Genomic DNA, 14,042 nt, shown 5'->3' on the forward strand with positions numbered 1-14,042 from the left:
ACGCACTCAACGGGGAGAAGACATCGGCCATGGCCGGCTACTACAAGGTGGAACTCGACGCGCTCGCTGAGCTCGGCACGCAGTTGGGGAACTGCGCCGAGGAGATGCGCTCCGCGATGAAGGTCCTGAAGGACATCGGCCCGAAGGGCTCCGGCTTCGCCGATCTTGAGGCGGCCTGCGACGAGTTCCAGGACGCCTGGGGCTACGGGATCGGGCTGATCGCGGACGCGACGGGCGGCGTCACCAAGGGCCTGGCCGATACCCGGAAGGTGTACGAGACCCTGGAGCAGCAGGTCGCGGCCTCCTTCAAGCCGTCGGGCAAGGGGGAGACCACGTGACATCGGCGCCCGAGGGGGGGCCGGAGGACGGCGGCGCCGCGTTCCGGTTCCAGGTGCAGCCCGAGTTCCACGAGATACCGCTCGGTATCGGGCTGGATGAAGAGACGTTCACGGAGCGGATGCGGGCGTACGCCCGCGACTACTGGGGCGACCGTGAGGACTGGGAGCCGCTGCGCAGGATGTTCACGGCCGTGCACGCGGCGAACACACAGCAGCTCGCCGCCGACGGTGTCGTCTACCAGGCACTCGGGGTCTTCCCCATCGGGGGAACGGCCGACGGCACGCAGGCACCCGAACGGGTCAGCCGTTGCACGCTGTTGATCAGCGTGCGGGAGTTGGACAATCCGGATCCCGCGCTTGTCGCCGCCGGCATCGTGGAGACGCTCGCGCGCACCAACGACGGGGGCGAGGCCCAGCTCGTCGCCCTTCCCGCAGGACCCGCCGTGGTGAATGTCGCGGGGTCGCGCGCCGTGTGGACACTCCCGGACGGCGAACAGGAGAGGTTCTTCGTCCGGATCGAGCTCTGGTTGCCGTTCCCGCGGGAGGACCGGTTGCTCCTGTGCTGTCTGAGCACGTCCGACGCCCAGGACCTGTTCCACTACCAGGCGGTTCTCGCGGACATCGCCGACACCCTCACCTTCACGGGCACGGAGGACGGCACCGGTGACAGCGCCGAGGCTCCGTCGGCGGCCGCCGCGAACACTCGGGAGAGGACGGCGTACGCATGACCACGCAGACATACGACGCCCTCGGTTTTGACCCGGCGCCCGGGGTCCCGGCGTCCGTGGCCCAGCTCGTCACCACCCTGAGCAAGGTCGGCAATCAGCTGAACGAGGCGCACGGCACGCTGAGCCGGCTGGGCAAGAGCGACGGTATCTGGGAGGGCGACGCGGCGGACGGCTTCGCCAAGAAGGTCGGCGAACTGCCGAAATATCTGATCGACGGGTACGGCTCGTTGATCGACGCTGCTCACGCCCTGCACGGGTGGCAGTCACAGCTGACGGACTTCCAGACCCTCGCGGTCCGCTACGAGGCGGAGGCCGAGCAGGCCCGCCGGGCTCTTGCCTCGGCGCAGTCCGCCCCGGACCTCCAACTGGCGGGGCGCACCTTCGACACCGACGCTGCGCTGCAGGACGCCCAAAAGCGCCTCGACTTCGCCGTCAAGCAGGTCGACGAGGCCACGGACGGCTTGAACACCGTCATCAAGAAGGCCCAGGACCTGCTGAGCGACCACGAGGCGGCGGCCCGTGCCGCGGCCGAGGCGGTTCGCAAGGCAGCCGAACGGGCACCGGACGAGCCCGGTCTCTTCGACCGCTTCCTCGATTCCCTGAAGGACCTGGGCGACCGAATCAAGGATCTCGCCGCCGACGTCCTGGACTGGCTGAAGAACCACGCGGACCTGCTCTACAAGATCGGCGACTGGCTCGGCTACGCGAGTGCGGCGTGCGACGTCCTGGCGGTCGTCTTCTCGGAGACCGTCGTCGGCGCCGTGGTCTTCGAGGCCATCGGCATGGCCCTGAACGCCGGAGCGCTCGCCTTCCACGCCGGTGGCTGGGCTCTGGGAGCCAAGGACGGGTCGTGGTTGGACATCGGCCTCGACATCGTCGGGTTTGTGCCGTTCGGCGACTTCGCACGCGGTGGCAAGGTCGCCCTGGGCGCGCTCAAGGGCGTCAAGATCCCGATGAACGTCCTCGACTTCGGCGCGAAGGCGGCGGATTCGTGGAAACGCGCCGGCGATCTGATCGACGCGGTCGGCGGAACCGCCAAGTTCGGTGACGACGCCGAGAAGTGGGTCGCCCGCAACTGGAGTTCCCTCGGCAACAAGGCGCACGCCATCCACGTCACCGCGGACAAGTTCGCGGACCGGTTCGCGCTCGCCGTCGCCAAGGAGTTCGGCGACTCCACGCTGTACCGGGCGGGGACGTCCCTTCTCGACGCCCCGTTCCGGAAGATCATGCCGGAGCTGATCGAGCGCACGCCGTTGTCGCGCATCCCCGCTCTCGCGGACTCCGTCCGGCCGGTCGTCGACGATGCGGGCACCGTCGTCGGGAAGTACATCGACCCGCGGTCGTGGACGGCACGCGGCTACGAGGCCGCCATGGGCGCGAAGGACCTTTACAAGGAGGGCGTACGCCACGTGACCGAGGACGTGCAGTACACGTCGGACAAGGTCCATGAAAGTATCGACCAGGCCCGTTCCACGGCCGGTCGGATCGTCGACACCCTCAACCCCTTCGGATAGCCGTGAGCAACAGTCACCCGGGGTGGTCGGCCCCGGCTCATCAGACACCGTTCCCCGCGCCCGCGTCCCGGCAGGTGTTCCAGGTCTCCCCGCCCGGTCCCGCCGACCCGGAGAGGCAGGGATCCCGGCTGGTCCTGGCGATCAGGCAGCCGGGGACCCGACGTGACACCGCGGCCCTGGCGTACGTCTACGACTCCGCAGGGCCCCGGAACCCGGGCGCGGTCCCGTCGACCGCGCTGTGGATCCACGGCGGGGCGGACGGAGGCCCGCTGGGCGTCGTGCGCCCGGCCGGCCGTGCGGAGTACGAGGTCTGCACCCCCGAGGGCGCCCCGCTCGCACGGATCATCCGCCGTTCCGGGCGCGTCCTGCCCTGGCCACGGCGTGTCCGGTGGACGATCCGGCCCGTCGACGGGTCGCCGGCGGCCGTCGGCAAGGCGGGCTCCTGGTACGCGTGGACGTTCTACCTGCTCCTCGCTCCGATCTGGTTCCCCCTGTGGCTCGTGCAACTGGTGTACTCGCTGGTCGACGGCTCGGATCCGGTGGACCTCGACGGCCCGCAGCGCACGAGGTGGCGTACGGCGGGTGCGGGCACCGCGCTCGACCGGCGGGGCGTCAACACCTCGGTGTACGACCTCGATCCACGGCGCCTGGATGTCCGGGTCGCCTATGCCCAGGCCGTTCTCCGTTCTGGGAGCAACCTGCTCCCCTCGTGACGCACCTTCCGGTTGGGGGTGAAGCGGCTGGTGGGCGAGCTGTAGCCTCGGTGTGTCGGCCGAAACCACTGCTCCTGGCGTCGAAGACGCGGCGGGCGACCCAAGCGGGGGACGCACATGGGTGATCACTTCACGGTCGAGGTCCAGGACCTCGACCGGCTGCTGAAGCAACTGCACGAGAGTCAGGACGACATGCGCAAGGCGCTGAACGCGCTCAAGGACGTGGGTCCGAAGAGCACGGGCAGTGAGGCGCTGGACAACGCGTGCGACGAGTTCCACGACAGCTGGGACGACGCGATCGGGAAGATCGCCGACGGCACGCAGCAGATCGAGGACAAGCTCAAGGCCACGAAGGACAACTACGAGGCCACCGAGCAGGCGATACGCGACGCGATGACCCAGGGTGCCGCGCCGCAGCCCACGCCCGCGCCGTCGCCCGGGGCCCGGCCCACGGCGGGTGCGCGATGACGGTGGCCGAGTACCCCTCCATAGGTTTCGACCCGGCCCCGGGGAAGCTGGAGAGCGTCGACGACCTCAACACCAAGCTCACGCGCGCCGCGACGGGCCTGGACAACGCCTACACGACGCTGAACGGCATCACCCATGGGGGCAAGACCTGGGAGGGCGAGGCGGCGAGCGCCTTCGCCGAGAAGGTCGGCGACCTGCCGAAGTACGTGGGCGACAGCCGTGACGCGCTGCGTGAGGCAGCGACCCAACTGGCGTCCTGGCGCGCGAGGCTGGCCGAGTACCAGCAGAAGGCGCGGGAGTACGAGGCGGAGGCCAGGGCGGCCAAGGAGCGGGAGAAGACCGGCCAGGGCGCCTACGACCGTGCGACGTCGGCCTACAACCAGGCGGCGTCCGATCCGGCGCTCCGGCTGGCGGGGCAGTACTACGCGACGCAGAGCGAACTCGCCGACGCACAGGCGAGGATCGACGCGGCGAGCGGCCGGCTCGACCGGGCCGGCAGGGAGCTGGACACCGCGGGCAAGGAATTGCAGAAGGCCCAGGACGAGCTGGACGGCATCATCAAGCGGGCCGAGGAGCTCCTGGAGCACCACCAGTCCGACGCGCGGGGCATCGCCGACCGGCTGCGCAAGGCCAACGACAACGCGCCCGACACGGGCTTCTTCGAGGGTCTGTCCGACGCGCTCACCAAGCTGGGGCACAGCATCCAGAACTGGTGCGTGAAACACGCCGACCTCCTGAAGAAGATCGGTGACATCCTCAGTGCGGTCTCCGGCGTGCTGGCGGTGGCGTCACTGCTCACCATGTGGTGCCCGCCGCTGTCCGGTGCGCTGGCACTGGCCGGTGGAGTGACCGCCCTTGGCGCGCTCGGGGCTCACGGCGCGGCGAAACTCGGTGGCGCGGATGTCAGCTGGACCAGCATCGGGATGGACGCGCTGGCCGCGGTCCCCGGGGGGAAGTTCCTCGCCATCGGTGCGACCGGGAAGATCGGCAAGGCCTTCAACGCGGTGAAGGCGGACGCCGCCATCACCGGTGGACTGAAGTTCACGCTCACTGGCAGATTGCCGGTCCAGGGCGCGTCCAAACTGGCGAACCTCATGAAGGACAGCAGCATGCTGTCCTTCGCCCGCACCCCTCTCAGCAAGGTCGCGAGCACCCTCGACAACCTGCCGATGAAGCCGCAGGAGTGGTGGTACCGCGGCTCGTGGACAGGCATCACCGGAACAGGAACCGGCTTGAAGATCCCCGGCCTGTTCGCCGACGAGCCCCCCGCGGCAGGAGCCTGACCCATGACGGAACCAGTGACGGGGACCGCGGCGGAGGCGGGCGAGCCCGCGGCACTGCGGTGGCGCATCCCGAAGGAGTTCTCCTCCCTGGGGCTGGAGATGGAGCCCGCGGAACGCGATGCCTACCTCGAGGCGAAGGCCGCGAACATCTGGGCGGGAGGCACCGACCACCAGCGTGAGACGGTGGCGTACTGGTACCAGCAGATCGCGCGGGCGGCTGCCGACGACGGCACGCTGGAGGCCGCATTCTGCATGCTGCGGACACCGGAGGGCCGGGTCACGACAGCGACGCTGTCGGTCATCGCGGAGCCCATCGAGGGGAACGACGACGTGCGGACGGTGGTCGACGGACTCGTCGAGGCGCTGTCCGACGACCCGGCGAATCAGGTGGTGGAGGTCGAGACCTCAGGGGGTCCGGGTGTCCTCGTCCTGTCCGGTCTGCAGATGACCGCGCGGCAGGGAGCGGCCGGACCCGGCGGCGAGGTGACGCTCGACCTGGCACAGGCCAGCGCGTATCTGCCGTGCCTCCCCGTTGGGCAGTTGGTCGTCCTGACGCTCACCACACCCAGCATCCAGGACTTCCCCGACTACGTCGGCGTGCTCGCGGCCGTCGCCGACAGCGTCGAGGTGAGCGTGGAACGCAAGGCCCCGCGCCCGGCCCGGCAGCTGCCGGCCGATGCCCATCCGAGCACGCTCAGCGTGCGCGACGTATTCGGGTGATTCCCATGTCGACAACCCTTCAGCCCCTGGACCGTCTCGTCGCCCGCCGCAGGAGCAGACCGGGCCTCCTGCTGCAATGCGTCCTGCAGTGGCTCTACCTTCCTCTGTGGGCCGCCGTCGCCGCGATCCTCGGCGTGGTTGCCGCGCTCGCGTCGGCCGGGTTCAACCCACCGTTGAAGTGGCTCAATCCGTGGCTCGGTGCCCTGACGTGGCGGCGGTTCCGTGTCGAGTGGGCGTGGGAGCCGGCGGCCTGGGACGCGTACGCGACCGAGAAGGTACTCGGGCGGATCACCAAGGCCGAGGCCCATCCTGATGCCTACCGGGACAAGGAGGCGTCAGGCGATGGGCATCAACTCGCCGTGACCGTGCCGGAGCGGTTCTTTCGCGGGGTGGGCTCGGATCGGGCGGTCGCCTTCGCGGCGTCGAGGGGTTGGGCGGCGCAGACGAAAGGCTCCGGGCGTGACCAGTGGAGCCCCGGGGCACTGCGGCTCACCCGGACGTGGGGCCCGGGTCCGGGGGCAGCGGCGTAGCCGCACTTCAGGGCCGGTCGACACGGCGATCAGCGTCGTGGTCGGCACCTTCGCATCGGGCAGCCGGGACGACGGCCCCTCGGCGTGGCCGTGCCGGACTTCCGGCCCGGTACGGCCACGTACCGCAGGGACCCGCCGGCGCTGCGTCATTCCGTCCGGTAGCCCACCAGCAGGTCCACCAGACCCTGCGGATTGCTCAGCGCCACCAGGTGTCCGCCCGGCAGGACGTCCGGGTCGATGCCGAGACGGTCGCGGGAGACGCGTCGCTGGAAGTCGACGGGGAAGAGCCGGTCGTCGTGGCCGGCGATGACGCGGGTGGGCACGTCCGGCCAGGCGGGCAGGGGGAAGGGGACGCCGAACGGGGTGTCGGACTGGCGGGAGTCCTGGGTGAGGGCCTGATCGACCAGAGGCTGCGGCAGGTCGTGGAAGAAGGTGACCACCGGGTCGAAATCCGCGTCCGGTGGACGGCCTTCGGCCACGTCGAGGGTGCGCCGGGCCGCGGCCTGGCCCGTGTCGGCCCACCAGTCCCCGGCCGTCTCGCCCGGTGCCGGGATCATCGCGTTGACGAGGACGAGCAGGTCCACCCGGTCCTTGAGACGGTCGCAGACCAGGGGCGCGGTGAAACCGGCCATCGACTGGGCGACCAGCACCAGGTGCGTGCGGTCGCCCACGGCGTCGGCGACCGCGTCCGCGTACTCCTCCAGCCCCGCCGCGTCGTCGGCGGCGGGCAGGTCCACCGCCAGGGCCTCGTGGCCCCGGCGGCGCAACTCCGCCTCCACGAGCTGCCAGTACCAGCCGCCGGCGCCGCCCGCTCCCGGGATCAGCGCGTAGGTCGTGGTCGTCACGCCTTCGCCAGGACGGAGGCGAAGCTGTCGAGGATGTGGTGGGCGCCGGCCTCGGTCGCGGCGCGGTGTTCGTCGGGAATGCCGGCCTGGTGGAGGACGACCTCGGTCTTGTCGCCGTGGTCGGTGAACGTGGCGTCCAGGACGACCTCGCTGCCGTCGGGGGCGCCCATCGTCCACGCCAGCCGCTCGTGCGGCACGACGTCGCGGTAGGTGCCTCCCAGCGCCATCTCGCCCTGCGGGGTGGTGACGGTGGCGCGCCAGGTGCCACCGGGGCGGACGTCGCAGACGACGGTCGGCAGCGGGGCGCCGAACCACTGGGCGAAGTACTCGCGCTCGGTCCACACGGTCCAGACCTTGGCGACCGGCGCGTCGAAGGCCCGGGTGATGGTGATGTCGTTCATGGAGGGGTGCCTTTCTCGGTACGGCGGTGGAGTGCGCGCGGCGCACTCGTTCTCACGATGGGGCAGACCGGCGTCGGGACCCGGACTCATCGGTCGTGTCCCGCCCGGATGTCCGACCCTCGTGATGTCATCGGCGGGAGCGACGAGGGGAGCCGGGCATGACGGTCGAGGTACGGATCGAGCCGTGGGGGCAGGAGGATCTCGCCCTGCTGCGGCGTACGAACGCGCCCGGGACGATGACGCACCTGGGCGGCCCGGAGACCGAGGAACAGCTCCTGGCACGGCACCGGCGGTATCTGCTGCAGGGCGGTGGGGACAGCGGGGGGATGTTCCGCATCGTGCTGCCGCCCACGGGCGAACCGGTGGGCACCATCGGGTTCTGGGAGCGGACCTGGCGGGGCGAGACCGTGTACGAGACGGGCTGGAGCGTCCTGCCGGAGTACCAGGGGCGCGGCATCGCCGTGGCGGCCGGCCGGGAGGTCATCGGGCTGGCGACGGCGGCGGCCGTGGGCGGTCCGGGTTCCCTGCACGCGTACCCCAAGGTGGACAACCCGTCGTCGAACGCGATCTGCCGCAGGCTCGGCTTCACACTCGTGGAGGAGTGCGACTTCGAGTACCCCGCCGGCAACCCCATCCGCTGCAACGACTGGCGGCTGGAGCTCATCGCCACGGGCTGACGGGCGCGGTCTACCAGGCGTCGCCGTCGCGCCAGTCGCACACGAGGTCACCGGCGGGGTCGAGCGGCGCGACCACCGGGAGCACGTACACGCAGTCGTCGTCCTCCGGGGTGCGCACGACGCCCGACGGCGTGAGTACGGAGGTCGCTCCCTGCCACGGCCGCCAGCCGCGCGCCGCGTAGAAGCCGCCGGCTCCGTCGGCGGCGGCCAGCGCGCCCAGGTCGTAGGCGCGGCGCACCAGGCGTTCCAGGGCGTCCATCATGGCGGCGGCGTGGCCGTGCCCGCGGCGGTCCGCGCGCACGCCCACGCCCTCGACGTAGCCGGTGCGCAGGGCACGCCCGGCGTGCAGCACGCGGCGCTGGACGAGGGCGGCGTGCCCGATCAGGTCGGCGCCCTCCCATACCAGCGCGTGCATGCCGCCGAGGGAGTGCTCCCAGTCCGCGTCGTCCAGATCGCCGTCGAAGGCCTCGACCAGCAGGGCGCGGGCCGCGGCCAGGGCGGCGGTGTCCAGGTCCGCGGTGTGGGCCACGGCGACACGGGTGCCGGGTGTCCCGTGGTCCGGCGGAAGGGTCATGCCACCATCCTGGCGTCTGCTCCCCGCTGCCGGTGCCCCCTGCCACAATCGTGGCGTGCTGACCCTGGGGACGATCGTGCTGGGCGCCGAGGACGTGCGACGTGCCGCGGCCTTCTGGAGTGCCGCCCTCGGCTACGTGCCGCGTGACGCGGACGCCGTGAACGCGGTGGACGCCGACTGGACGGTGCTCGTACCCGCGGAGGGCACGGGCCCCGGCCTCGCCCTGGGCCGGAGTGCGACGCCCGTCCAGGAGCACCCGCGGGTCCACCTCGACCTGTACGCCGACGACGCCGCCGACCAAGTGGCACAGGTGGAGCGGCTGGTCGCCCTCGGCGCCGAGCACGTCGACTGGGACCTGTACCCGCCGGACCCCGACTTCGTCGTGCTCGCCGACACCGAGGGCAACCGCTTCTGCGTCATCGACACGACCTTCGCGCCGTCCTCCGGCACCTCCTGAGGCGGGCGTCCCCGGAACGGCCGGGCCATGGTCGTGTCGTCCCCGGGAGTGGCACGATGGCCTGCACACCTTTCTCGCGTTTCTCGCGACGCAGACGACCGGGGGCACCGAGCCGATGAGCAAGGAGATCAGCGACGGCGATCTGATGGACGTCGCCGCCGACCCGGAGCAGGCCCGCCGCCTGCACAAGGCGCTCAGGACACTGGCCGGCAACCCGAACGTGACCGGCCCGCTGAAGGACATGGCCCGCGAGGTCCTGAACGGCCGCCTCGGCATGCGCGAGGCCCTGGACTCCGACGCCTGGCGCGGGGCCGTCGGCGACCGCATGGCCGAACTGCGCCGGATCGACCAGCAGATGACGCCCGAGGAACGTGCCGCGGTGCGCGAGCGCGCCGAGCGGTGGTTCGAGCAGCAGGAGCAGCAGCAGGAGGAGGAGCGGGACCAACCGGACACGCGTGAGGGCCGGCACGGGCACGACGCCGCCCCCGCCGACCCGCGCGACATCCCGCCCGCCTACCGTCCGCCCACCCGGCGCGACTGACCCGCCGCGCCTGTACGCCCGGTTTCCCACGCCCGGTACGGCAACGGGGCGGGGACGGGCCCTCCGGCCCGTCCCCGCCCCGCTCCGTCCCGTACCGCGCCCGTCAGCTCTCCGGCAGGAACCCGGTCTGGATCAGCTGGTTGCCGCGCCGCCGGGTGAGGAACTGCGCCCGCCCCGGCGGCAGCTTGGCCGCCTTGGTGTTGCCGAAGACGGGCCCCTCGCCCGGGTCGCCGGACAGGATGATCCCGGTCGCGCCGAGCTCCTTGGTCCGGGTCAGGAACGGTTCGAAGGACGACCGCGAGGCACCCGAGGTGCTGCGCGACAGGATGATGCGCAGGCCCAGGTCACGGGCGAACGGCAGGTACTCCATCAGGACCTGCATCGGGTTGCCCATCGAGTTCGCGACCAGGTCGTAGTCGTCGACGAAGACCCAGGCGTCCGGCTCGCTGTACCAGCTGCGGTTGCGCAGCTGCTCGGGTGTGACGTCCTGGCCGGGCATCCGCCGGCCCATCGAGCCGGCCAGCGACTCCATGACCTCCTGGAGCTGAGGGCCGGAGGCGCAGTACTTGTACATGTGGCTCTCCGGCACCTGGCCGAGCAGCGCCCGGCGGAAGTCGGAGACCACGAACAGCGCCTTGCCGGACTCGTAGCGTTCGCTGACCTGCTTGGCGATCAGCCGCAGCAGCGAGGACTTGCCGGACTCGCTCTCGCCGTAGATCACCATCAGCGGATCGGTCTCGAAGTCCACGAACACCGGGGAGAGCGTGAGCTCGTCGACACCGATCGCGATGCCGCGGTCGGAGAAGTCGCCGCCCTTGGGGAGCTCGGTGGACGGCAGCATCGTCGGCAGCATCCGCACCTTCGGCGCGACCGGGCCCGGCCAGCCCGCGTTGACCTGGGCGACGAGCTGCGCCATGCCGTCGGACAGGTCCTCCACCGCCGAGGAGGCGTCGATGCGCGGCAGCGCCGCCAGGTAGTCCAGCTTCTCCGGGGACAGACCGCGGCCGGGCTTGCCGACCGGCACGTTCTCCGCGCGCCGGCGGTCGAACTCGGACTCCATCGGGTCGCCGAGCCGCAGCTCCAGCCGGCTGAGGATCTGGTCGCGCAGCGCGGGCCGGATCTCGGTGTAGCGGGTGGCGGTGACGATGAGGTGGATGCCGAAGCCCAGGCCCCGGGCGGCGATGTCGTTGATGACCGGGTCGAGCATCTCGTAGTCGGTCTTGAACGTGCCCCATCCGTCGATGACGAGGAAGACGTCGCCCCACGGCTGGTCCGGGAAGTGCCCCGCCGCCCGCCGGGAGCGGAAGGTGTTCATCGAGTCGATGACGTTGCTGCGGAAGAACTCCTCGCGGGCGTTGAGGATGCCGTGCACCTCGGCGACGGTGCGGCGGACCTTCTCCGCGTCCAGCCGCGAGGCCACTCCGCCGACGTGCGCCAGCCCGTCCAGGGCCAGCATGCCTCCGCCGCCGAAGTCCAGCGCGTAGAACTGCACTTCCCGCGGGGTGTGGGTCAGCGCGAAGGACGCGATGAGCGAGCGCACCAGCGTGGACTTGCCGGACTGCGGGCCACCGACGACCAGGGCGTGGCCGCCGGAGCTCGACAGGTCGGCGTACATCACGTCACGGCGCTGCTCGAAGGGCTTGTCGACCAGGCCGACCGGCACCGTGAGCTTGCCGGTGGCCGTGTAGCCGTCGGCGTGCAGACCGCGCTCGGCGCTCACCGTCAGTGGCGGCAGCAGCTGGTCGACGCTGAACGGCTCGTCCAGCGGCGGCAGCCACACCTGGTGGGCGGGCGGGCCCTGGCCCTCCAGCCGGCCGACGATCACATCGAGGACGGTGTCGGCCAGCGCGTCGTCCACCTGGCCGGCCACGCGTGCCTGCGGCTCCGGCTCGGTGAGGATCCGCACCGGCACCGGCGCCGCGGTGAACAGCACGGGGGAGCGGTCGATGCGCGCCCCGCTCGCCGTCCGCGTGCCCGGCGCGCGGTAGGTGCCGGAGACGTACGCGGCCTTGAACTGCACCATGCTGTCGGTGCCGTACTTCAGGATGCCCGCGCCGGGCACGTTGGGCAGGTGGTACGCGTCCGGCACGCCGATCGCCGTGCGGGACTCGGCGGCGGAGAAGGTCCGCAGACCGATGCGGTACGACAGGAAGGTGTCCAGGCCGCGCAGCTTGCCCTCCTCCAGGCGCTGCGAGGCGAGCAGCATGTGCACACCCAGTGACCGGCCGATGCGGCCGATCTGGATGAACATCTCGATGAAGTCGGGCTTGGCGGCGAGCAGTTCGGAGAACTCGTCGATGATCAGGACGAGCGAGGGCAGCGGGTCGAGGGCCGCGCCGGCCGCGCGGGCCTTCTCGTAGTCCGTGATGTTGGCGTAGTTGCCGGACTGCCGGAGCAGCTCCTGGCGGCGGGTGAGCTCGCCGGTGATGGAGTCGCGCATGCGGTCCACCAGGGTCAGCTCGTCGGCGAGGTTGGTGATGACCGCCGACACGTGCGGCATGGTGCCCATGCCGGTGAAGGTCGCGCCGCCCTTGAAGTCGGCGAGCACGAAGTTCAGCGTCTCCGAGGAGTGGGTGACCGCCAGGCCCAGCACCAGCGTGCGCAGCAGCTCGGACTTGCCGGAACCGGTGGCGCCGACGCACAGGCCGTGCGGGCCCATGCCCTCCTGCGAGGCCTCCTTGACGTCCAGCATGACCGCTTCGCCGGTCTCGCCCAGGCCGATCGGCACCCGCAGCCGCTCGTGCAGGGTCCGCGGCCGCCAGGTCCGGGAGACGTCCACGGAGGACGCGTCGCCGATCCCCATCAGATCGGTGAAGTCCAGGTTCGCCAGCAGCGGTTCGTCGGCGTCGGCCGCGCCCAGGCGCAGCGGCGCCAGCTGCCGCGCCAGCGACTCGGCCTGGACCGGGGACAGCACGTCCGGCGTGCCGACGAAGGTGCCCGCGCCGGCCTCCAGGTAGAGCTGGTCCCGCCACACCTGTATCGACAGCGAGCCGCGCATCTCGTCCAGCTCGCCGGGGACGACCTCCAGGATCGTCACGCCCTGCAGGCCCTCGGCCGAGGCGATCACCGAGTCCGCGGGGACGCCGCCGCCGTCGAGCACGATCACCAGGTGCGGCTGGTCGTGGACCGCCTGGCCGTCGCGGTTGAAGCGCGGGCGGCCGTCCAGCTCGTCGGCGAGCAGGTCCTCGACCTCGCCGAGGTCGCCGCAGACCAGCCGGCGCGAACCGGCGCCGTCCTGCTCCCTGTGCTGCGCGTGCGGCAGCCACTTCGTCCACTCCCACTCCGACTGCGCGCCCGGCGCCGCGACCACGGCGACCACCAGGTCCTCGGGCGAGTGCAGGGAGCACAACTGGCCGAGGACGGAACGGGTCTGGCCGTACACGGTGTCCGGGTCGCCGGAGATCGTCACGTGGTAGAAGGAGCGCAGCCCCACCGCCAGCGGCAGGTTGTCCAGCGAGCCGTGCGCGGCGATGAACTGCTGCATCGAGTGCGCGGTCAGCGGCTCCAGTTCGTCCACCGGAGCGGTCTCCGGCGCGACGATCGGGGTGGACAGCTGCTGCGGTCCGAGCCCGACCCGCACCTGCGCGAAGTCGGCGTCGGAGGAGCGGCGTTCCCACACCCGCGAGCCCTCGGCGACCAGCGCCCACAACTGCTCGGGAGCCGGGTGCAGGTAGTACTGCGCGTCGCGCTGCTTGCGGGCGGTCTTGCGCACCCCGCGCCGCACCTGCGCCAGGTACTTGAGGTAGTCGCGGCGGGCCTCGGCCATCTGGCCGGAAGGGCCCTTGCGGGAGCGGACGATCTGGGCCACCACCATCGCGAGGGTGGAACCCATCATCAGCACGCCCATGATCTTCATGAACCCGCCGGAGCCCCCGCTCCCCGTGGGCAGGAAGAAGAAGGCCGCCGACGAACCCATGCCCAGCATGGGCAGCAGATTCATCAGCAGGCCCTGGTCCTCGCCGCGCGGCAGTTCGGGCGGGGCTACGAGCCGTACCTCCTCATTCGGCACCTCCGGCGGGTATACCCGCGGCGGGCGCTTGATGACGACCACGCTCACCGATGCACCAGTCCTTCACGCGAATCGCAGTTTCGGGCCGCCCCCGTGGCGACGGTCCCCCGTATGGCACGTCCCGGTCGCGCACCGGCCCCTCGGGGGCCGGGCATTGGACCACAGGCAGGTGGCGATCCTACTGGGCATGACAGCCGCAGGGCAGTGGGACGGGTGGGGGGCAAGGGACTTGGGGCACGGGGTA

15 protein-coding genes are annotated in these 14,042 nt (G+C 71.3%); 11 read left to right on the forward strand and 4 right to left on the reverse strand.

Going from position 1 to position 14,042, the window contains the following annotated elements; translation table 11 throughout:
* Positions 1 to 29 precede the first annotated feature (29 nt).
* The 8 genes from ACFYXS_RS09780 (at position 30) to ACFYXS_RS09815 (ending at position 6,294) form a co-directional block, all read left to right on the forward strand.
* A complete protein-coding gene (locus tag ACFYXS_RS09780; RefSeq protein ID WP_389245728.1) occupies positions 30 to 338 on the forward strand; it encodes a hypothetical protein in 309 nt (102 codons plus the stop codon).
* Positions 335 to 1,066, forward strand: coding sequence for a hypothetical protein (locus ACFYXS_RS09785; protein ID WP_389245730.1), 732 nt, complete (start codon positions 335 to 337; stop codon positions 1,064 to 1,066). Before ACFYXS_RS09780 ends, ACFYXS_RS09785 begins: the two co-directional genes overlap by 4 nt.
* A complete protein-coding gene (locus ACFYXS_RS09790; RefSeq protein WP_389245732.1) occupies positions 1,063 to 2,580 on the forward strand; it encodes a putative T7SS-secreted protein in 1,518 nt (505 codons plus the stop codon). The genes ACFYXS_RS09785 and ACFYXS_RS09790 overlap by 4 nt, the downstream gene beginning before the upstream one ends.
* A 2-nt stretch (positions 2,581 to 2,582) precedes the next feature.
* Complete coding sequence (locus ACFYXS_RS09795) at positions 2,583 to 3,293, forward strand: hypothetical protein (protein WP_389245734.1); 711 nt, start codon at positions 2,583 to 2,585, stop codon at positions 3,291 to 3,293.
* Between the two features lie 117 nt (positions 3,294 to 3,410).
* Positions 3,411 to 3,761, forward strand: coding sequence for a hypothetical protein (locus tag ACFYXS_RS09800; protein WP_389245736.1), 351 nt, complete (start codon positions 3,411 to 3,413; stop codon positions 3,759 to 3,761).
* Positions 3,758 to 5,044, forward strand: a complete 1,287-nt coding sequence (locus ACFYXS_RS09805) for a putative T7SS-secreted protein (protein ID WP_389245738.1) — start codon at positions 3,758 to 3,760, stop codon at positions 5,042 to 5,044. Before ACFYXS_RS09800 ends, ACFYXS_RS09805 begins: the two co-directional genes overlap by 4 nt.
* Positions 5,045 to 5,047: 3 nt before the next feature.
* Positions 5,048 to 5,764 (forward strand): hypothetical protein, encoded by a 717-nt coding sequence (locus ACFYXS_RS09810; RefSeq protein ID WP_389245740.1) that lies wholly within the window; start codon positions 5,048 to 5,050, stop codon positions 5,762 to 5,764.
* Between the two features lie 5 nt (positions 5,765 to 5,769).
* A complete protein-coding gene (locus ACFYXS_RS09815) occupies positions 5,770 to 6,294 on the forward strand; it encodes a hypothetical protein (RefSeq protein WP_389245742.1) in 525 nt (174 codons plus the stop codon).
* 146 nt (positions 6,295 to 6,440) lie between these two features.
* Here ACFYXS_RS09815 and ACFYXS_RS09820 read toward each other — a convergent pair whose 3' ends face one another.
* Together ACFYXS_RS09820 and ACFYXS_RS09825 are read right to left on the reverse strand one after the other, a co-directional pair.
* Positions 6,441 to 7,139: an alpha/beta fold hydrolase gene (locus ACFYXS_RS09820; protein ID WP_389245745.1), complete on the reverse strand. Its 699-nt coding sequence runs from the start codon at positions 7,137 to 7,139 to the stop codon at positions 6,441 to 6,443.
* Entirely contained in the window at positions 7,136 to 7,540 is a 405-nt protein-coding gene (locus ACFYXS_RS09825; RefSeq protein ID WP_389245747.1) for an SRPBCC domain-containing protein, read from the reverse strand. Before ACFYXS_RS09825 ends, ACFYXS_RS09820 begins: the two co-directional genes overlap by 4 nt.
* A 158-nt stretch (positions 7,541 to 7,698) precedes the next feature.
* Between ACFYXS_RS09825 and ACFYXS_RS09830 the strand changes: the two genes are divergently transcribed.
* Positions 7,699 to 8,217, forward strand: coding sequence for a GNAT family N-acetyltransferase (locus ACFYXS_RS09830; protein ID WP_389245749.1), 519 nt, complete (start codon positions 7,699 to 7,701; stop codon positions 8,215 to 8,217).
* A gap of 10 nt (positions 8,218 to 8,227) precedes the next feature.
* Here the strand turns inward: ACFYXS_RS09830 and ACFYXS_RS09835 are convergent, their stop codons facing one another.
* Positions 8,228 to 8,791 (reverse strand): GNAT family N-acetyltransferase, encoded by a 564-nt coding sequence (locus tag ACFYXS_RS09835; protein WP_389245751.1) that lies wholly within the window; start codon positions 8,789 to 8,791, stop codon positions 8,228 to 8,230.
* A gap of 55 nt (positions 8,792 to 8,846) precedes the next feature.
* Between ACFYXS_RS09835 and ACFYXS_RS09840 the strand changes: the two genes are divergently transcribed.
* A complete protein-coding gene (locus ACFYXS_RS09840) occupies positions 8,847 to 9,248 on the forward strand; it encodes a VOC family protein (RefSeq protein WP_389245753.1) in 402 nt (133 codons plus the stop codon).
* Positions 9,249 to 9,363: 115 nt separating this feature from the next.
* On the forward strand, positions 9,364 to 9,789 hold the full coding sequence (locus tag ACFYXS_RS09845) for a hypothetical protein (protein ID WP_389245755.1): 426 nt from the start codon (positions 9,364 to 9,366) through the stop codon (positions 9,787 to 9,789).
* Positions 9,790 to 9,892: 103 nt separating this feature from the next.
* Here ACFYXS_RS09845 and eccCa read toward each other — a convergent pair whose 3' ends face one another.
* On the reverse strand, positions 9,893 to 13,846 hold the full coding sequence (gene eccCa, locus ACFYXS_RS09850) for a type VII secretion protein EccCa (RefSeq protein ID WP_389245757.1): 3,954 nt from the start codon (positions 13,844 to 13,846) through the stop codon (positions 9,893 to 9,895).
* Positions 13,847 to 14,042: the final 196 nt, after the last annotated feature.

This window comes from Streptomyces sp. NPDC002574, assembly GCF_042889545.1.
Taxonomy (GTDB): domain Bacteria; phylum Actinomycetota; class Actinomycetes; order Streptomycetales; family Streptomycetaceae; genus Actinacidiphila.

Excerpts from the sequence above, each read along its gene's own strand:
- ACFYXS_RS09815 (WP_389245742.1), top strand. The coding sequence starts at position 5,770 with ATGTCGACAACCCTTCAGCCCCTGGACCGTCTCGTCGCCCGCCGCAGG.
- ACFYXS_RS09835 (WP_389245751.1), bottom strand. The coding sequence starts at position 8,791 with ATGACCCTTCCGCCGGACCACGGGACACCCGGCACCCGTGTCGCCGTG.
- ACFYXS_RS09830 (WP_389245749.1), top strand. The coding sequence starts at position 7,699 with ATGACGGTCGAGGTACGGATCGAGCCGTGGGGGCAGGAGGATCTCGCC.
- ACFYXS_RS09810 (WP_389245740.1), top strand. The coding sequence starts at position 5,048 with ATGACGGAACCAGTGACGGGGACCGCGGCGGAGGCGGGCGAGCCCGCG.
- ACFYXS_RS09790 (WP_389245732.1), top strand. The coding sequence starts at position 1,063 with ATGACCACGCAGACATACGACGCCCTCGGTTTTGACCCGGCGCCCGGG.
- ACFYXS_RS09800 (WP_389245736.1), top strand. The coding sequence starts at position 3,411 with ATGGGTGATCACTTCACGGTCGAGGTCCAGGACCTCGACCGGCTGCTG.
- ACFYXS_RS09805 (WP_389245738.1), top strand. The coding sequence starts at position 3,758 with ATGACGGTGGCCGAGTACCCCTCCATAGGTTTCGACCCGGCCCCGGGG.
- ACFYXS_RS09780 (WP_389245728.1), top strand. The coding sequence starts at position 30 with ATGGCCGGCTACTACAAGGTGGAACTCGACGCGCTCGCTGAGCTCGGC.
- ACFYXS_RS09845 (WP_389245755.1), top strand. The coding sequence starts at position 9,364 with ATGAGCAAGGAGATCAGCGACGGCGATCTGATGGACGTCGCCGCCGAC.
- ACFYXS_RS09825 (WP_389245747.1), bottom strand. The coding sequence starts at position 7,540 with ATGAACGACATCACCATCACCCGGGCCTTCGACGCGCCGGTCGCCAAG.